The sequence below is a fragment of the Natrinema sp. 1APR25-10V2 genome, from assembly GCF_031626495.1.
Classification (GTDB): Archaea; Halobacteriota; Halobacteria; order Halobacteriales; family Natrialbaceae; genus Natrinema.
Window position 1 is genome coordinate 228,046 of record NZ_JAMQOJ010000005.1, and the last position, 18,736, is coordinate 246,781.

Genomic DNA, 18,736 nt, shown 5'->3' on the forward strand with positions numbered 1-18,736 from the left:
CTGCCGGGAGTAAGTCTGTCTTACCGGCCATCCTAGACGAGCCCGCGCTGAGGGACTTTCGCAACTACCATATACGCGCTCTGGCAAACGTTCGACTGCTTAGAGTATGCCGAGGCCAGAGGTTCTCGAACGAATTAAGTCGGCGGAGGACGAGGCCGACGAGATCGTCGCACAGGCAACGAACGACCGCGACGAGCGAATAGCCGAGGCCCGGAAACGTGCCGAGGAGATTCGCACGGAAGCGGAACAGGAGGCGCAGGAGTTGAAGGAGCGCCGTCTGGAGGAGGCTCGCGAGGAGATCGATGCGGAATGCGAGCAGGTCCTCGAAGAGGGCGAACGCGAGCGAGAGGCGCTCGCCGAGCGCGCCCGGGATCGGATCGACGAAGTGACCGACCACGTCGTCGAACTGTTCCAGGAGGACGTCCATGCTCAGACCTGAACGGATGAGCAAGGTCTCGGTGGCCGGCTCCAGGGGCGTGATGCCCACGGTCATCGAGACGATTCACGAGCTGAGTCTGGTCCACCTCTCGGACTACGACGGCTCCTGGGAGGCGTTCGACAACGGTAACCCGATCAAAGGGGCCGAGGAGGCCTCCGAGAAGCTGGTGACCGTCCGCGCCCTCGAGAGCACGCTCGGTCTGTCGGCCGACGAGGCCGACCCGGGAGCGCTCACGAGCGGGTGGGAAGAGCGGCTCGAGGAGATCCGCACGCGGATCAACGAACTCGACGACCGCCAGACCGAGATCAACGACGAACTGCGCACCGTCAACGAGAAGATAGACCGCGTCGAGCCCTTCGCGGAACTGGGTATCGACCTCGACCTGCTGTCGGGGTACGAGACGGTCGACGTGCTCGTCGGCGAGGGATCCCACGAGGACGTCGAGGCGGCCGTCGCCGACTCCGACGAGATCCGGGCGTTCGAAACGTTCACCGGCGGCGACGTCGTCGCCGTCGTGGCTGCGCCCACCGAGGACGCCGGCGACAGCCCGATCGACGACGCGCTGGTCGGCCTCGAGTTCACCCGTTACGAGGTCCCCGAGACCGACAAGAGTCCGGACGACTACGTCTCCGAACTCGAGAGCCGAAAGCGCGACCTCGAGTCCCAGCTCGACGAGATCGACGCGGAGCTCGAGGAGGTCAAACGCGATGAAGCCGGGTTCCTCCTGCGGGTCGAAGAGGAACTGACGATCGAGGTGCAGCAGGCGGAAGCGCCGCTGCAGTTCGCGACGACCGAGCACGCGTTCGTCGCGGAAGGGTGGCTTCCCACCGACGAGTACGATCAGCTCGTCGCGGCGTTGAACGACGCCGTCGGCGACAGCGTCGAGATCGAAGAACTCGTCCGCGCGGACTACAACGACGAGGGCTACCCGACGAGCACGGAGGAGCTCGACCACGGTGGTCCCGGCGGTGAAGACGAGACGACCGACGAGGAAGAACGGGAGGTCGCGACGCAGGAAGTGGCCGCCGACGGCGGAACGACGACCGCAAGCAGCGGCGTCGTGACGATGGTCGACGAACCGCCGGTCGTGCAGGACAACGTCGGCCCCGCGAAGCCGTTCGAGTTCCTGCTGCGGCTGATCGACCGGCCGAAGTACAGCGAACTCGATCCGACGATCGTCCTGCTGCTGACGTTCCCGGCGTTCTACGGCTTCATGCTGGGCGACCTCGGCTACGGGATTCTGTACACTACTGTGGGTTACCTGCTGTACAGTCGCTTCGACGAAGACATCGTCCGCAGCCTCGGTGCGATCGGTATCTGGGCCGGCGGATTCACGATGCTGTTCGGGATCCTGTACGGCGAGTTCTTCGGCATGCACTTCCTCGGAGACATCGTCTTCGGCGGCAGCCCGCCGCTGCACAAGGGCCTCCAGCCCGTGTACGCGAAGTACGGTCAGACGTGGCTGATGCTGAGCGTCATCATCGGACTCGTCCACCTGACGCTCGGATACATCTTCGGCTTCATCAACGATCTCGACCACGGCGTCGGCGACGCGTTCCTCGAGAACGGCTCGTGGGCGCTACTGATGATCGGCGTCTGGGTCTGGATCTTCAGTCGCCACGCCGAAGGCGTCAAGCCGGAGTTCCTGTTCACCTCGTTCGGAACCGGTTCCAAGGCGGCGTACGAGCTCGGCTTCACCGGCTTCTCCGCGGAGACGGGGCTCTTCGTCGGGCTCTCGCTCGCCGTGGTCGGGCTCGCGACGATGGTCTACGGCGAAGTCAAACACTACGGCGCCCTCGGCATCATCATCGGCGGCCTCGAGAGCTTCAACGTCCTCGGTGACGTCCTCTCGTACCTGCGGATCGCGGCGGTGATCCTGGCGAAGGCGGGCATGGCGTTCGTCGTCAACATGCTCTTCTTCGGGGTGTACGTCGTCGAGACCGAGTCCGGCGCCGAGTGGCACTTCGGCACCAGCCACGCGCCACAGCACATGCTCGAGAAAGGCACCTACCACGGCCACGAAGTGACCGAAGTGATGTTCGGCGGCCTGCTCCACGGCGGCATCGCGCTGGCCATCATCGGCGTGTTCATCCTCGTCCTCGGCCACATCGTCGTCCTCCTGCTCGGGGTCACGAGCGCCGGCCTGCAGGGGATCCGTCTCGAGTACGTCGAGTTCTTCAACAAGTTCTACGAAGGCGGCGGTCGAGTGTTCGAGCCCTTCGGCGGCATTCGGTCCGACGACGACGGCTAACGTCGACCGTCGGCCGAATCTTGTTACCGATTCGGTTGGTAACCGCTCGCGTATTTTGCTCCTCGTATCGAAAGGATAATACCTCTGGACGGCGCGTACCAACGGTTAGGACGCCAAAATCGGCAGTTTAGTTTGGGAAGTTTTAAGAAGACGCTGGGGAGTAGTACCACCTGTCCGGTTGCAAAACCACGAGGAAACTCAAACATGACAGTCGAAATCCTACTCCAAGTCGGACTCCTGCTGAACAGTTTCGCTGACATCGCCCCCGCCGTACCGCTCGTGATCCTCGAGCAGGGACCGGCCGCGGCGATCGGTATCGGTCTGGCGGCCATCGGTGCAGGCTACGCGGAGCGAGGGATCGGGGCGTCGGTCATCGGCGCGCTCGCCGAGGACTCCATCTCGCCGGGTATCGGGATTCTGATGACGGTCCTGCCCGAGACGCTCGTGATCTTCGCACTGGTCGCGCTCTTCGTCTAAAGCGTCCCATCGAACTTTCTTACAATGAGTCTGGATACAGTCGTTGAGGACATTCGAGAAGAGGCTCACGCGCGTGCGGAGAACATCCGCTCAGAGGGCGAAGCGCGCGCCGAAGAAATCGAGTCGGCCGCCCGTGAGGACGCAGACGAAATCGTCGCCAACGCCGAGGCGGAGGTCGAACGCGAGATCGAGCAGCTGCGCGAACAGCGACTCTCCAGCTCGAAGCTGGAGGCGAAACAGAAACGCCTGGAGGCCCGCCGCGACGTCCTCGGCGACGTTCGGGACGCGGTCGAAGAGGAACTCGCCGCCCTCGAGGGCGACGCCCGCGAGGAGCTCACTCGCGACCTGCTCGAGGCGGCCACCGACGAGTTCGACGAGGGCGACGACGTCAACGTCTACGGCCGGGGCAGCGACGAGGCGCTGATCGAATCGATCCTCGCCGACTACGACGGGTACCAGTACGCCGGCGAGTACGACTGCCTCGGCGGCATCGTCGCCGAGAGCGAGCAGTCCCGCGTCCGCATCAACAACACGTTCGATACGGTGCTCGAGGACGTGTGGGAAGACAACCTCCGGGAGATTAGCAACCGACTCTTCGAGCAATGAGTACGGGAGCCTCGAATCCGGAATACGTGAACGCTCGCGTTCGCTCGCGTCAAGCGGCGCTGCTGTCCGACGAGGACTACCGCAAGCTGATCCGGATGGGGCCGAGCGAAATCGCGCGGTTCATGGAGGAAACGGAGTACGAACGCGAGATCAACCAACTCGGTACGCGATTTTCGGGCGTCGACCTGATCGAGTACGCGCTGAACCGCAACCTCGCGAAGCACTTCGACGATCTGCTGGAGTGGGCGAACGGTCGTCTCTACGACCTCATCGCACGCTACCTCCGGAAGTTCGACGTCTGGAACCTCAAGACGATCATCCGTGGGATCTACACGGATTCGGACCCCGACGCGATCCGGACGGACCTCATCCCCGCCGGAGAACTCGACGACCGAACGATCGACCGACTGGTCGAGGCCGGCTCGATCGAAGACGTCATCGAACTCCTCGGCGGGACGATCTTCGCCGATCCGCTCGAGAACGCCTACGAGGAGTTCGAAGCGGGCGGGACGCTCGTTCCGCTGGAGAACGCGCTCGACCGGGCGTTCTACGAGAGCTTGCTCGAGGACCTCGGCCGGCCACAGGAAGGGCCGGAAGCCAAGTACGTCGAGTTCCTGCAGACCGAGATCGACTTCCGGAACGCGCGCAACGCGTTGCGACTCGCGCGAAGCGGTGCCGATCTCGACCCCGCCGCCTACTACATCGACGGCGGCGTCCTGTTCGACGAGTCGGAGCTCAGTCGACTGATCGGCCAGTACGACGAGCTCGTCGACCACATCGCCGACAACAAGCGCTACGGCGACCGCCTCTCGGGGGCGCTCGATCGCCTGCGAGATGCTGATAGCCTTATACAGTTCGAGCACGCACTAGACGCTGCGCTGCTCGAGTACGCGGATACGCTCTCGAGCGTGTATCCGACCTCGATCTCGCCCGTTCTCTCGTATATCCTCGCCAAGGAGCGCGAGGTGGAGAACATCCGTGCGATCGCGCGGGGACGCGAGGTCGGCCTCGACGAGAGCGAGATCGAAGAGGAGCTGGTGATCCTATGAGCCAGGAAATCGCAGTCGTCGGCAGTCCGGAGTTTACGACCGGCTTCCGCCTCGCGGGAGTGAGACGGTTCGAGAACGTGCCGGACGACGACAAAGACGAAGCGCTCGACGACGCCGTCACGACGGTTATCGAAGACGAGGGCGTCGGCATCGTCGTCATGCACGACGACGACCTCGAGCACCTGTCGCGCAACGTTCGCCAGGAGGTCGAGACGAGCGTCGAGCCGGTCGTCGTCACCATCGGCAGCGGCACGGGTGGCGGCGGACTGCGCGACCAGATCAAGCGAGCGATCGGTATCGACCTGATGGACGAAGACAGCGAGTAACACTATGAGCCAGGCAGAAGACATCGAATCCGTCGACGAAGACGGTGTAATCGAAAGCGTGAGCGGTCCCGTCGTGACCGCCACGGACCTCGACGCCCGGATGAACGACGTCGTCTACGTCGGCGACGAAGGACTGATGGGCGAGGTCATCGAGATCGAAGGGAACCTGACCACGATTCAGGTGTACGAGGAAACATCCGGCGTCGGCCCGGGCGAACCCGTTCAGAACACGGGCGAGCCCCTGAGCGTCGACCTCGGACCCGGTATGCTGGACTCCATCTACGACGGCGTCCAGCGGCCCCTCGACGTCCTCGAGGAGAAGATGGGGACGGCGTTTCTCGACCGCGGGGTCGACGCACCGGGCATCGACCTCGAGAAGCTCTGGGAGTTCACTCCCGAGGTCGAGGAAGGCGACGAAGTCGAGCCCGGCGACATCGTCGGGACGGTCGAGGAGACCGTCACCATCGACCACAAGGTCATGGTGCCGCCGGACTACGAGGGCGGCGAAGTCACGTCGATCGAGGCCGGCGAGTTCACGGTCGAGGAGACCGTCGTCGAACTCGACAACGGCGAGGAGATCCAGATGCACCAGGAGTGGCCGGTCCGCGAGGCCCGCCCCGCCGGTGACAAGGAGACGCCGACCGAGCCGCTGGTGACGGGCCAGCGCGTCCAGGACGGCCTCTTCCCGCTCGCGAAGGGCGGGACGGCGGCGATTCCCGGTCCGTTCGGCTCCGGGAAGACCGTCACTCAGCAGCAACTCGCCAAGTGGTCCGACGCGGACATCGTCGTCTACATCGGCTGTGGCGAGCGCGGCAACGAGATGACCGAGGTCATCGAGGACTTCCCGGAACTGCCCGACCCGCAGACCGGGAACCCGCTGATGGCCCGGACCTGCCTCATCGCCAATACGTCGAACATGCCCGTCGCGGCCCGCGAATCCTGCATTTATACGGGTATCACGATCGCGGAGTACTACCGCGACATGGGGTACGACGTCGCGCTGATGGCCGACTCCACCTCGCGGTGGGCAGAAGCCATGCGTGAGATCTCGAGCCGACTCGAGGAGATGCCCGGCGAAGAGGGCTACCCCGCGTATCTGGCGGCCGCGCTCTCGGAGTTCTACGAGCGCGCCGGCAAGTTCCAGCTGATCAACGGCGGCGAGGGGTCGATTTCGGTCGTCGGCGCAGTGTCGCCGCCGGGCGGCGACTTCTCCGAGCCGGTCACCCAGAACACGCTGCGTATCGTCAAGACGTTCTGGGCGCTGGACGCCGACCTCGCGGAACGTCGACACTTCCCATCGATCAACTGGAACGAGTCCTACTCGCTGTACAAGGACCAGCTCGACCCGTGGTGGGAGAGCAACGTCGCCGGCGACTGGGCGGAGACCCGCCAGTGGGCCGTCGACGTGTTAGACGAGGAGGACGAACTGCAGGAGATCGTCCAGCTCGTCGGGAAGGACGCGCTGCCGGAAGACCAGCAGCTCACGCTCGAGGTCGCGCGCTACCTGCGTGAGGCCTGGCTCCAGCAGAACGCGCTCCACGACGTCGACACCTACTGCGAACCCGAGAAGACCTACCGGATGCTCGAGGCCATCAAGACGTTCAACGACGAGGCCTTCGAGGCACTCGACGCCGGCGTGCCGCCGGAGGAGATTACGGACGTCGACGCCGCCCCGCGGCTCAACCGGATGGGCACCGCCGAGGAGTGGGACGAGTTCATCGACGAGATCGAAAGCGACCTCGAAACGCAACTGCGCGCACTGTACTAACAATGAAAGAGTACCAGACTATCACGGAAATCAGCGGTCCGCTGGTGTTCGCCGAGGTCGACGAACCGGTCGGCTACGACGAGATCGTCGAGATCGAGACCGAAGACGGGCGAACGCTGCGCGGCCAGGTGCTGGAATCGAGCGAAGGGATCGTCTCGATCCAGGTGTTCGAAGGGACGGGCGGAATCGACCGCAACGCCTCCGTTCGCTTCCTGGGCGAGACGATGAAGATGCCCGTCACCGAGGACCTCCTCGGGCGGGTGCTGGACGGATCCGGGAACCCGATCGACGGCGGCCCGGAGATCGTCCCCGACGAGCGCCGCGACATCGTCGGCGAAGCGATCAACCCCTACTCCCGGGAGTATCCCGAGGAGTTCATCCAGACCGGCGTCTCCGCCATCGACGGTATGAACACGCTGGTCCGGGGCCAGAAGCTCCCGATCTTCTCCGGCTCGGGGCTGCCCCACAACGAACTCGCGCTGCAGATCGCCCGACAGGCGACCGTCCCAGAAGAGGAGGAAGCAGGCGAAGAGGGCTCCGAGTTCGCCGTCATCTTCGGCGCGATGGGAATCACCGCCGAAGAGGCAAACGAGTTCATGGACGACTTCGAGCGCACGGGCGCACTCGAGCGTTCGGTCGTCTTCATGAACCTCGCGGACGACCCTGCAGTCGAGCGACAGGTCACGCCGCGACTCGCGCTCACCACGGCCGAATACCTGGCCTTCGAGCAGGACTACCACGTGCTGGTCATCCTGACGGACATGACCAACTACTGTGAGGCGCTGCGAGAGATCGGTGCCGCACGTGAAGAGGTTCCGGGTCGCCGTGGCTACCCCGGATACATGTACACCGACCTGGCACAGCTCTACGAGCGTGCGGGTCGAATCGAGGGCAAGGAAGGATCGGTCACGCAGATTCCGATCCTGACGATGCCCGGCGACGACGACACCCACCCGATCCCCGACCTGACCGGCTACATTACCGAGGGCCAGATCATGATGGATCGAGACCTGAACAGTCAGGGGATCGAACCGCCGGTCAACGTCCTGCCCAGCCTCTCCCGGCTGATGGACGACGGGATCGGCGAGGGGCTGACCCGCGAGGACCACGGCGACGTCTCCGACCAGATGTACGCCGCCTACGCAGAGGGTGAGGACCTGCGCGACCTCGTGAACATCGTCGGTCGCGAAGCGCTCTCCGAGCGTGACAACAAGTTCCTCGACTTCGCCGACCGCTTCGAGGAGGAGTTCGTCCAGCAGGGGTACGACACCAACCGCTCGATCGACGAAACGCTCGACATCGGCTGGGACCTCCTCTCGAACCTGCCGAAAACGGAGCTCAACCGTATCGACGAGGAGCTCATCGAAGAGCACTACCGCGAAGAGAAGTCGGAAGCCGTCGAAGTCGAAGCCGAATAACGTCGCCTCGAGCTTTTTCTCGTTACGGTTCAGCGCTCCCGTTCGCCGTCCGTCTGCCGATCAGGGTGCACAGCCGCCCACAGCCGTTCGGGGACCGAACTGTCAGTTTCTGCAACTGATGGAAACTATCGTATGCGCCGTCGGTAAAGCGTGACATGTATGCACAAACCACTGCTCGTGCCGGAGTTTCTCGACCGGGCGCGGACGCACTACGGTGACGACGAGGCGGTCGTCGCCACCACGGGGGAGCGATTCACGTACGACGAACTCGGCGAGCGCGTCGATCGGTTCGCCGCGGCGCTCGAGCAACGGGGCATCGAGAAGGGCGACCGGGTAGCCGTCCTCGATCCGAACACCCACTACCACCTCGAGGCGGCCTACGGGATCATGCAACTGGGCGCGGTCCACACGCCGCTGAACTACCGGCTCACGCCCGACGACTTCGAGTACATCCTGTCGGACGCGGGCGTCGACGCGATTTACGCCGACTACGACTTCGCCGACAGGATCGAGGCGATCCGCGACGAGGTGCCGACGGAGACGTTCGTGACGAACGACGCCGATGCGGTCGACGGAGAGTGGGAAGACTTCGACGCCGTGCTCGAGGAGGCGGGCACCGACTACGACCGGCCCGAGATGAGCGAGGACGAGATCATCACGATCAACTACACCTCGGGGACGACGGGCGACCCGAAGGGTGTTTGCCGCACCCATCGCTGCGAGACGATCCACGCCTACCTGACGGTGGCTCACCAGGAGTTGACCGACGACGACACCTACCTGTGGACGCTCCCGATGTTCCACGCGAACGGCTGGGGCCACATCTTCGCGGTGACCGGGATCGGTGCGAAACACGTCTGCACGCGCGGCGTGGATGCAGGCGAGATTTTCGAGGCCGTCCGGGAGGAGGACGTCTCCTACATGTGCGGTGCGCCGACCGTGCTCAACATGTTGGTCGACTACTACGAGGAGAACGAACCGGAGACGACCGGCGAGCGAGAGGTCCGGCTCGCGACCGCAGGCAGCGCGCCGCCGGAGGCCACGATCAGAACCGTCGAGGACGAGTTCGGCTGGTACCTGAAACACGTCTACGGCGCGACCGAGACGGGCCCGCTGATCACCACCTCCGACGCGCGCCGTCACTTCGACGACGAGAGCGTCGACCGGTTCCGGATCAAGAAACGCCAGGGGCTCGCGTATCTGGGCACCGAAATTCGCGTCGTCGACGAGGATGGCGAGGACGTCCCCCGCGACGACGAGACCATCGGCGAAGTGGTCGTCCGCGGCAACCAGATCATGGAGAAGTACTGGGAGAAGCCCGAGGCGACCGAGGAAGCGTTCACCGACCGCGTCGAAGGCTACTACCACACGGGCGACCTCGCGACGATCGACGAAAACGGCATGATCGCCATCCAGGATCGCAAGAAGGACATCATCATCTCTGGGGGCGAGAACATCTCGAGCATCGAACTCGAGGACGCCCTCTTCGACCATCCCGAGGTGTCGGACGTGGCGGTGATTCCCGCGCCGAGCGATGAGTGGGGCGAGACGCCGAAGGCGTTCGTCGTCCCGGCCAGCGGCGATCCCGACGACCCGGGCGTGACGGAGGGAGACCTCGAGGCCTTCACGCGCGACCAACTCGCGAGCTACAAGGCCGTCCACCGGGTCGAGTTCGTCGACGAACTGCCGACGACTGCGACGGGGAAGGTCCAGAAGTACGAACTCCGACAGGACGAGTGGGAGGACGAAGAGCGCATGGTCGGGGAGGGATAGCCGGGCGTCTCGGTTCGACGCCGAAAGAGCCGTTATCGAACGTCGCGGCGATCCCCGTGCTCGTCGTCATCGTCGCGCGTTGCTCCGGCCGACGGCCGTCGGCCGCCGCGTTCCTTGGCGATTCGTTCGGCTTCCGCGCGGTCGACGACGGTCGGATCCGACGTTTCCCGGCTGATCGCCAGCCAGAGGACCAGCGTGAACGCGACCGCGATCAGCAGCATGAACACGAAAACGCTACCCATCGGTCGATGTGCGACGTGACGACCACAAAAATTTGTGTATTGACACGATTCGGGTACGTATGAGAGACGACGACCGCGGCTGTCCGAAGTGTGGCAACACGGAGACGGAGATCGACGAGATCTCGACGACGGGAAGCGGCCTGCCGAAGATGCTCGACATCCAGAACCGGCGATTCCACGTCGTGAGTTGCACGAGCTGCGGCTACTCGGAGCTCTACAAGGGGCAGTCGTCGGGCGACATGATCGACCCGTTTCTCGGTTAGCGGCGTGCGGTCGCGACCGATTTCCGCTCGTGCGGGCGCACGCGTCGCGCGGAAACTGTAAACAGTTATCCGACTGGGGGCGCTAGCCCCCCACAAGATGGCCAACGACGTCAAGCCCACCCGCAAGAACTTGATGGCGATCGAGGATCGCATCGAGCTCTCCGAGCGGGGACACGGGACGCTCGAGAAGAAACGCGACGGGCTGATCATGGAATTCATGGACATTCTGGACAAGGCCCAGGACGTCCGCGGGGACCTCGCACAGGACTACGAGGACGCCCAGCAGAAGATCAACATGGCCCGCGCGATGGAAGGCGACGTCGCCGTCCGCGGTGCCGCGGCGGCGCTGCAGGAACACCCCGAGATCACCACCGAGTCGAAGAACATCATGGGCGTCGTCGTCCCGCAGATCGAATCCTCGCGAGTCTCGAAGAGCCTCGATCAGCGCGGCTACGGGATCATGGGCACCTCCGCCCGCATCGACGAAGCCGCCGAAGCCTACGAGGACCTCCTCGAGAGCATCATCCTCGCCGCCGAGGTCGAGACGGCGATGAAGAAGATGCTTCGCGAGATCGAGACCACCAAGCGCCGCGTCAACGCCCTCGAGTTCAAGCTCCTGCCGGAACTCTACGAGAACCAGGAGTACATCGAGCAGAAACTCGAGGAACAGGAACGTGAGGAGACGTTCCGCCTGAAGAAGATCAAAGAGAAGAAGGAAGCCGAAGAGAAGGAAGAACGCGAGACCGCAGCGGAGACCGAACCCGAGTCCGAAGACGAGACCGAACTCGAGCAGGCGACCGCCGACGACGACTGATCGAACCGATTCCCACGGCGCCCGCGGTTGAACGCGAATATGGCCTGTTCCGAATGCGGTGCGTCGACGATTTCGTTTTCCATCCCCGACGAGTACCGCGAGTACTCGCCGTCCGCGGCCGCGTCCGCGACCGTCTGTCCGCACTGTCTGACCCTCGAGCCGACACCCGAACGGGACGAACACGCGATCGAAACGCCCGACTTCGCACGTATCAGCGACGCGTTTCCGACACAATCCGAGCGAGCGGTCCCGCTCGCGCTCGCGATCGGCCTCTGTTCGTCGCTCGCGACGAACCGTACCGAAATCGAGCTGCTGCTCAGAGAGGTCGAACGCGTCGGTACCGATCCGCTGCTCGTCCTCGATCGGCTCGTCGCCGATCCGTCGGTCGAGCCGGCGATCGACCTCGAGCGCAGACGGCATCAGCTCGAGCAACTGCTGTACTGACGGGGTCGATCGCGCTCCCGAGCGATCTCGAGACGAAAAGAGGTCCGTTACTTGCCGGTCGGCCGCACGCCGTCGCTGACGGCCTGTTTCACCTGCAGGGCAGCGCTCGCGGCCAGCCCCCGGGCGACCTCGTTGCGTTCGTCGGCGGTGATAACCTCCTCGGGAGTGGCCCCTTCGTCCATCTCCGGCGTGAAACCGGCGCTGACGGCGTGGCCGATGGGCGGGCGGACGGCGACGGTGACCTGCGGACCGGTCAGGCCGCTCGAGACGTCGGCGTCGACGACGTACTCGCTGGGGAGGAACTCACGTGTGCGGGCGGCGATCCGCGAGACATCGCGGTGGAGCAGCCGCTTTTGCGCACTCGAGAGGTCGGGAACGTCCGCCGCGGCGCGCTGCCCAGCCCCAGTCTCGCCCGGTAGCCCTGCGTACGGCGTATTTCCGTTCATGAGAAGTGTGTGCCCGTAGCAATGGGACGACAGGTAAAAAGGGTTCGCCTTCGGGGGATCCTAGATGATCGGCTCGCTGTCACCGTAGACGGCGAGGACGACGGCGGTCGTGTACCGACCCGAGTCCGCCTGGCAGCTCTCGACGGCGACCCGTGGATCGGCGAACTCCCAGTCCCGAAGGTCCTGACCGGCGGCCAGCCCCTCGCGGACCCGGCGTTCGACGTCTTCGCGATCCATTTCGCCCGACGTTTCGTAGAACAATCCCGGGCCGTCGTCGGCGGACTGCGACCACGCGAGCGCGGCACTCACGCGGCCGGGGCCGGCGGTGGTAGCCCGCGCCTCGACGACGGTCAGGCGCTCGCCGGCGGGGCCGAGATTCGGCGCGGTGCCGACGGCCTCGACGTCGACGCCCGCGGGAATCACGGACGACACCGAGACGAGGTTGTAGTTCTCGACGCCTGCCTCGGCGAGCGCGGCATCGTACGAAGACATCGCCGTGGGAGCCGATGCGGTCCCCCAGACAACTCGAATCAGACTCATACACGCATTCGGGGACGAGCGGCGTAAGGACTTGCGATCCGAATCGCTCTACTGCCGTCGGACGATCGTACAGCGGCCGCGAGCAGCGCTCGAAGAACTGAGGGCTCCGCGAGTCGGGGGAAGGCAGGCCGTCACCCAGTCACCGACCGCGAGCGACCGAATGCGCGGCGCTACGCGCCGCGGTAAGACGAGCGGCCGACGGCCGCGAGTCAGGGAGCGAGCGGGCCGACGACCGATGTGGAGGTCCCGAAGGGACCGGAACGGAGTGAGGAGTGCTTTTCATCGACGTTTCGCCGAGTGGGGTCGCTTTGCGACCCCACGCAGAGCAAAAGGTCGGTCGTTATTGGTAGAAGTAGCCAGCCGACGAGATCACGTCGCTCGAGTCGTCGTTTTCGATCTTCTCTAGGGCCTCGGCGAAGTCCGAGTGGGTGACTTCGTCGCGGTCGTTGCGGATGGCGAACATACCGGCTTCGGTGGCGAGGCTCTCGATGTCGGCCCCGGAGTAGCCGTCGGTGTCGGCGGCCAGCGCGGCGAAGTCGACGCCGTCGGCGATGTTCATGTCGCGAGTGTGAATCTCGAGGATCTGCTCGCGGCCGGATTCGTCGGGTTCGGGTACTTGGATGAGGCGGTCGAAGCGGCCGGGCCGGAGGATGGCGCGGTCGAGCATGTCGAAGCGGTTGGTGGCGGCGATGATGCGGATTTCGCCGCGGGCCTCGAAGCCGTCCATCTCGGAGAGCAGTTGCATCATCGTCCGCTGGACCTCGGCGTCGCCGGAGGTCTTGGACTCAGTGCGACGGGTAGCGATGGCGTCGATCTCGTCGATGAAGATGATGGCGGGTTCGCGCTCGCGAGCCATCTCGAAGAGGTCGCGGACGAGCCGCGAGCCTTCACCGATGAACTTGCGGACGAGCTCGGAGCCGGCCATCTTGATGAAGGTAGCGTCGGTCTCGTTGGCGACGGCCTTGGCGAGCATCGTTTTCCCCGTTCCGGGCGGTCCGTAGAGCAGGACGCCGCTGGGCGGGTCGATTCCGACCTCGTCGAACAGTTCGGGCTCCGCGAGGGGCTGTTCGACGGCCTCGCGAACCTCCCGGACCTGCTCGTCGATGCCGCCGATGTCGGCGTAGGTGACTTCCGGCTTCTCGGTGATCTCCATCGACTGGGCGCGCGCGTCGGTCTCGGCGTTCAGAATCGTCTGGATCGCGAAGGAGTCGTTGACTGCGACGCGGTCGCCGGGTTCGACGCGATCGACCATCCGCGTCGAAACCTCGGTGAGCACCTCCTGGTTGTTCCCGTGCTGTTTGACGATGACCTCCTCGTCCCCGAGGACGTCCTCGACGGTGGCGATGTACAGTGAAGAACTCTTCAACGTCTCGTTTTCGCGTTCGACGCGGTCGACCTTCTCCTGGAGGCGCGCTCGACGGTCCTCGGCGTCGTCGAGCTGGCCCGAGAGCTGCTCGTTGACGTCGACGAGGTCTTCGTAGTGCCCGCGGAGCGCCTCGAGCCGCTCGTCGTCTGGGAGGTCGGGGTCGATATCGCGGTGAGGTCGGTCGGGAATAGACGGGCTTCGAGACATCCTGATACACGCCGTTAAGATAGCGACAGTAAATGTGCCTTTGGGTCGCGGAGGGTTTTCTGTCGGATGGTATCAATGCACGCCCGGCAAGGACAGGGCGAACGCTGTGAGGAGATTCAGTCTCGGATAGCTCGACGAAACGATGGGCACGAACGCGATGTGGAGCGGCGAAACGGGTGACGAGGGGCACCTGCTCAGTCGAGCAGCGACTCGAACTCTTCGAGGCGTTCGCCGTAGGTCTCGAGCGCGCGCTCGATCGGCTCCGAACTGCTCATGTCGACACCGGCGATCCGCAGGAGTTCGAGGGGGTACTCGCGGGAACCCCGGCGAAGAAACTCGAGGTAGTCGTCGGCGGCGGGCTGGCCGCGCTCGAGGACGTCGTCGACGATGGCCAATGCGGCGGAGATACCGGTGGCGTACTGATAGACGTAGAACGCCCGGTAGAAGTGCGGAATGCGCATCCACTCGCGGGCGATCCGATCGTCGATAACGGCGGGTTCGTAGTAGTCCGCTTTGAGTCCGCGGTAGACCTCGTCCAGTCGGTCGGCGGTTAGCGGCTCGCCTTCTTCCTCGAGTCGGTGCGTTTCGTGTTCGAATTCGGCGAAGAGGGTCTGACGGTACAGCGTCGAGCGCACGCGCTCGAGGAATTCGTTCAGGACGTGCTTGCGGAACTCGGGGTCCTCGACGGTCTCGAGGAGGTGGTTGGTGAGCAGGGCCTCGTTGACCGTGCTGGCGACCTCGGCGACGAAGATCTCGTAGCTCGAGTAGATGAACGGCTGTTCCTCCTTCGTGAGTTCAGAGTGCATCGAGTGGCCGAGTTCGTGGGCCAGCGTGTACATCGAGGAGATGTCCTGCTGGTAGTTCAGCAGGATGAACGGCTGGGTGTCGTAGGTGCCGCCGGAGTAGGCACCGGACTGTTTGCCCTCGTTCTCGTAGACGTCGACCCACTGGGAGTCCAGTCCCTCCGCGACGCGGGACTGGTACGCCTCGCCCAGCGGCGCGAGCGCGTCGACGACGTACTCGGTCGCCTGGTCGTACTCCAGATCTGGGCCTTCGTCGCCGGTCAGCGGCATGTAGAGGTCCCACATCTGCAGGTCGTCGACGCCGAGTGCGCGCTGCTTGAGTTCGGCGTGGCGGTGGAGTTTGTCGACGTTGTCGTGGACAGTATCGACGAGCGTGTCGTAGACCTCGACGGGAACGTTCGGGCCGTCGAGGGCAGCCTCACGCGCAGTATCGTAATTTCGCGCTCGAGCGGTCTTGACGTCGGCCTTGACGCTGTTCTTGTAGCTGGCTGCGACCGTGTTCCGAACCGACTCCCACTCGTCGAAGTAGCCCTCGTACACCCGTTTTCGGAAGTCGCGGTCGGGCCGCTTGAGTAGGTTCGTGAAGTTACTCTGGGTGATCTCGACGGCCTCGCCCTCGGGGTCCTCGACAGTGGGGAACTCCATGTCGGCGTTCGAGAGCATGTTGTAGACTTCGCCCGTCGCGCCGGTCACCTCGCTCAGATCGGCCAGCAGCGCCTCGACCTCGGCCGAGCGGGTGTGGGGTTTCATCCGGAGGACGTCGTCGACGTAGTGGTCGTAGGTCTCGAGGGCGGGTTCGGTTTCGACCATCTCGTCGAACTCCTCGCGGGTCAGCTCCTGAATCTCGGGATCGATGAAGGAGGCGGCGGACTGGGCGTCGGCCGCCAGCGACTGCGACCGGGCCGTCAGCGCCTGGTACTGCTGGTTCGTCGTGTCCTCGTCGCGACGCATGCGGGCGTAGGCCGCGACCGTCGACACCTCGCGCATGATCTCGTCGCGCAACTCGAGCACCGAACGGAGGGTCTCGGCGTCCTCGGTGACCTGCCCCTCGTAGGTCTCGAGGTCCTCGACGCGCTCGGCGACGGCCTCGTAGGCGGCCTCCCAGTCGTCGTCGGTGGCGTAGATGCTCTCGAGGTCCCAGGTGTACTCCTCGTCGACCTCGGAGCGGTCGGGTACGGAACTCATATCGACGGATTCGGAGCGGCGGCGGTAAAGCGTGTCGGACCCCTTCACGCGCGGTGGATGGCAGCGTCGCCGACGGGCGCAGCCGCGGGCGACCGGGATCGAGGCTGGAACCGGAGAACGAACCGCTTTTCACGTAGATTTCCCGATTCGCCACCATGGACCGGCTCCTCGAGTCGTTAGACGACGCACCGATCATCGACAAGGACGGGTACGAGTATCTCGTCCACCCGATCAGCAACGGCGTTCCGCGACTCGATCCCGCCCTGTTGCGGGAAGTCGTCATCGAGGTGATGCGGGTCGCGGATCTGGACGTCGACAAGATCGTCGCGCCCGAGGCGATGGGTATTCACCTCGCGACCGCGCTCTCCCTGCAGACCGACGTTCCGCTCGTCGTCATCCGGAAGCGGCCATACGGGCTCGAGGGCGAGGTGTCGCTCCATCAGGAGACCGGCTACTCGGAGTCGGAGATGTACATCAACGACATCGAAGCGGGAGACCGCGTCGTAATCGTCGACGACATGCTCTCGACCGGGGGCACGCTAGCGGCGATCTGTGACGCGCTCGACGGCATCGGTGCGGAGATCGTCGACATCGTCGTCGTGCTGCGGAAAGTCGGCGACTCGGCGCTCGACGAGACGGACTACGAGGCGACGAGTCTCGCCGACATCACCGTCGAGGACGGCGAGGTGACGGTCCACTCGACCCGGTGACCGTCGCGACGACGTGCCGGGGTCTCGAGCGCCCGTTGACCGCCGACTCGATAGCGGCTGTCGGCGACGCGGACCCACGAGGTATGCACAAAGATGATCATTCGAGGCGTGATTACCGCCGGATTGAGCGCATGTACGAAACTTTTTGTGCATCCATTTGCAACGTGGCGGGCAGACAATGTCGACCGACTCGGACGGGAGCATCCAACTCACGTACGGCCTCGACGATCGGCCACCGTGGCCGAAGTCGATCCTGCTCGCCCTCCAACACATCGCAGTGATGATCGTTCCCTCGACCTCGGTGGCGTTCATCGTCGCCGGCGGGGTCGGGCTCGGCGCCGCCGACACGGCCTACATCGTCCAGATGGTCCTGCTGTTTTCCGGGCTGGCGACGATCGTGCAGGCGTACACACTGGGACCGATCGGCGCGCGCCTCCCGATCGTCATGGGCTCGAGTTTTACCTTCGTCGGCGCTGCGACGACGATCGGGGTCGACTTCGGGATGGCCGCGGTGTTCGGTGCGATCCTCGTCACGGGGTTCGTCGTGGAGGGGCTCATCGGGTGGCAGTTCAAGCGAATCCAGCCGTTCTTCCCGCCGCTGGTCACCGGCCTGGTTGTCGTCATCATCGGCCTCTATCTGATTCCGGTCGGAATGGACTACGCCGCCGGCGGCGTCGGTGCTTCGGACTACGGAGCGCTCCACAATATCGGGCTGGCGGCCCTCGTGCTGGCCGTCGCCGTCGGCCTCAATCTGTTCACGCAGGGCGTCACGCGCCTGCTGAGTATCCTCGCCGGCCTCGGCGTCGGATACGTCGCCGCTCTCGCACTCGGCGTCGTCGATTTCTCGGCCGTCGGTGACGCGGCCTGGGTCGCGCTGCCGTCCCCGACCCGCTTTGGCTTCGAGTTCGAGCCGATCGCGATCGTCACCTTCGCCTTTCTCTTTCTCGTCTCCGCGATGGAGACCGTCGGCGACATGTCCGGCGTCACCGCCGCCGAGGGGCGCAATCCCACGGAATCGGAGTTCCGCGGCGGTCTGTTCAACGACGGCCTGCTGAGTTCGCTCGGCGCGGTCTTCGCCGCATTCCCCGTCACCTCGTTCTCGCAGAACGTTGGCATCGTCAGCTTCACCGGCGTCATGAGCCGCCACGTCGTCGGGATCGGCGGCGTCATCCTCGCGATCCTCGGGTTCAGCCCGAAGGTGGGCGCCGTCGTCACGACGATCCCTCACGCGGTCTTCGGCGGTGCCGTCCTGCTGATGGTCGGCATGGTCGCCGCCAGCGGGGTCCGACTGATCTTCCTGAACACCGAGTTCAACCGCCGGAACATGACCATCGTCGCGGTCGCGCTCGGACTGGGACTGGGCGTCGCGACTCGCCCCGAGGCGCTTTCGGGGCTGCCGACCGCCGCCGAGACGTTCTTCGGCCAGCCCGTCATCATGACGGCGCTCTCGGCGCTAGTCCTCAACACGCTCGTTCCCGGCGCGGAGAGCCCGCTGTTCGACGCCCCGTCTGTCGAGTCGGAATCCGCTGCCGAATCCGCCCCTCTGGAACCCAGCGACGACTGATCCAGTTCGGCGCGTACGGCCGGGCACTCCCTGGCCCGCTCTTTT

The 18,736-nt window shown here is 64.7% G+C and carries 19 protein-coding genes; 14 read left to right on the plus strand and 5 right to left on the minus strand.

The window, feature by feature from the left end; genetic code table 11:
• Nucleotides 1-106 precede the first annotated feature (106 nt).
• The 9 genes from ahaH (at nt 107) to NDO75_RS17025 (ending at nt 10,107) form a co-directional block, all read left to right on the plus strand.
• Nucleotides 107-439, plus strand: a complete 333-nt coding sequence (gene ahaH, locus NDO75_RS16985; RefSeq protein WP_310907801.1) for an ATP synthase archaeal subunit H — start codon at nt 107-109, stop codon at nt 437-439.
• On the plus strand, nt 426-2,690 hold the full coding sequence (locus tag NDO75_RS16990; protein ID WP_310907802.1) for a V-type ATP synthase subunit I: 2,265 nt from the start codon (nt 426-428) through the stop codon (nt 2,688-2,690). Before ahaH ends, NDO75_RS16990 begins: the two co-directional genes overlap by 14 nt.
• Before the next feature lie 204 nt (nt 2,691-2,894).
• Nucleotides 2,895-3,167 carry a hypothetical protein gene (locus tag NDO75_RS16995; protein WP_310907803.1) on the plus strand — a complete coding sequence of 91 codons (273 nt, stop codon included), beginning with the start codon at nt 2,895-2,897 and terminating at the stop codon, nt 3,165-3,167.
• Between the two features lie 24 nt (nt 3,168-3,191).
• Entirely contained in the window at nt 3,192-3,773 is a 582-nt protein-coding gene (locus NDO75_RS17000; RefSeq protein ID WP_310907804.1) for a V-type ATP synthase subunit E, read from the plus strand.
• A complete protein-coding gene (locus NDO75_RS17005) occupies nt 3,770-4,822 on the plus strand; it encodes a V-type ATP synthase subunit C (protein ID WP_310907805.1) in 1,053 nt (350 codons plus the stop codon). The genes NDO75_RS17000 and NDO75_RS17005 overlap by 4 nt, the downstream gene beginning before the upstream one ends.
• On the plus strand, nt 4,819-5,148 hold the full coding sequence (locus NDO75_RS17010) for a V-type ATP synthase subunit F (RefSeq protein ID WP_310907806.1): 330 nt from the start codon (nt 4,819-4,821) through the stop codon (nt 5,146-5,148). The genes NDO75_RS17005 and NDO75_RS17010 overlap by 4 nt, the downstream gene beginning before the upstream one ends.
• Nucleotides 5,149-5,152: 4 nt before the next feature.
• A complete protein-coding gene (locus tag NDO75_RS17015) occupies nt 5,153-6,916 on the plus strand; it encodes an ATP synthase subunit A (RefSeq protein ID WP_310907807.1) in 1,764 nt (587 codons plus the stop codon).
• A gap of 2 nt (nt 6,917-6,918) precedes the next feature.
• Entirely contained in the window at nt 6,919-8,334 is a 1,416-nt protein-coding gene (locus tag NDO75_RS17020) for an ATP synthase subunit B (RefSeq protein ID WP_310907808.1), read from the plus strand.
• 159 nt (nt 8,335-8,493) lie between these two features.
• Nucleotides 8,494-10,107, plus strand: a complete 1,614-nt coding sequence (locus NDO75_RS17025) for a long-chain-fatty-acid--CoA ligase (RefSeq protein WP_310907809.1) — start codon at nt 8,494-8,496, stop codon at nt 10,105-10,107.
• A gap of 32 nt (nt 10,108-10,139) precedes the next feature.
• Here NDO75_RS17025 and NDO75_RS17030 read toward each other — a convergent pair whose 3' ends face one another.
• Nucleotides 10,140-10,349, minus strand: a complete 210-nt coding sequence (locus NDO75_RS17030) for a hypothetical protein (protein ID WP_310907810.1) — start codon at nt 10,347-10,349, stop codon at nt 10,140-10,142.
• 59 nt (nt 10,350-10,408) lie between these two features.
• Here NDO75_RS17030 and NDO75_RS17035 point away from each other — a divergent pair, with 59 nt between their 5' ends.
• The 3 genes from NDO75_RS17035 (at nt 10,409) to NDO75_RS17045 (ending at nt 11,870) form a co-directional block, all read left to right on the plus strand.
• Entirely contained in the window at nt 10,409-10,612 is a 204-nt protein-coding gene (locus NDO75_RS17035; RefSeq protein ID WP_310907811.1) for a zinc ribbon domain-containing protein, read from the plus strand.
• Nucleotides 10,613-10,709: 97 nt separating this feature from the next.
• On the plus strand, nt 10,710-11,426 hold the full coding sequence (locus tag NDO75_RS17040) for a V-type ATP synthase subunit D (protein ID WP_310907812.1): 717 nt from the start codon (nt 10,710-10,712) through the stop codon (nt 11,424-11,426).
• Nucleotides 11,427-11,465: 39 nt separating this feature from the next.
• A complete protein-coding gene (locus NDO75_RS17045) occupies nt 11,466-11,870 on the plus strand; it encodes a DUF6276 family protein (RefSeq protein WP_310907813.1) in 405 nt (134 codons plus the stop codon).
• A gap of 47 nt (nt 11,871-11,917) precedes the next feature.
• On the opposite strand, the gene NDO75_RS17050 is transcribed toward NDO75_RS17045, so the two are convergent.
• From NDO75_RS17050 to pepF, 4 genes are all read right to left on the minus strand, one after another.
• On the minus strand, nt 11,918-12,316 hold the full coding sequence (locus NDO75_RS17050) for a DUF5811 family protein (protein WP_310907814.1): 399 nt from the start codon (nt 12,314-12,316) through the stop codon (nt 11,918-11,920).
• Nucleotides 12,317-12,376: 60 nt separating this feature from the next.
• Complete coding sequence (locus NDO75_RS17055; RefSeq protein WP_310907815.1) at nt 12,377-12,856, minus strand: pyruvoyl-dependent arginine decarboxylase; 480 nt, start codon at nt 12,854-12,856, stop codon at nt 12,377-12,379.
• Nucleotides 12,857-13,196: 340 nt separating this feature from the next.
• Nucleotides 13,197-14,429, minus strand: coding sequence for a proteasome-activating nucleotidase (locus NDO75_RS17060; protein ID WP_310907816.1), 1,233 nt, complete (start codon nt 14,427-14,429; stop codon nt 13,197-13,199).
• 194 nt (nt 14,430-14,623) lie between these two features.
• Nucleotides 14,624-16,417, minus strand: coding sequence for an oligoendopeptidase F (pepF, locus tag NDO75_RS17065; RefSeq protein WP_310907817.1), 1,794 nt, complete (start codon nt 16,415-16,417; stop codon nt 14,624-14,626).
• Between the two features lie 155 nt (nt 16,418-16,572).
• Here pepF and hpt point away from each other — a divergent pair, with 155 nt between their 5' ends.
• Nucleotides 16,573-17,127: a hypoxanthine/guanine phosphoribosyltransferase gene (gene hpt / locus NDO75_RS17070; protein ID WP_310907818.1), complete on the plus strand. Its 555-nt coding sequence runs from the start codon at nt 16,573-16,575 to the stop codon at nt 17,125-17,127.
• Nucleotides 17,128-17,305: 178 nt separating this feature from the next.
• Entirely contained in the window at nt 17,306-18,691 is a 1,386-nt protein-coding gene (locus NDO75_RS17075) for a nucleobase:cation symporter-2 family protein (RefSeq protein ID WP_310907819.1), read from the plus strand.
• Nucleotides 18,692-18,736 lie beyond the last annotated feature (45 nt).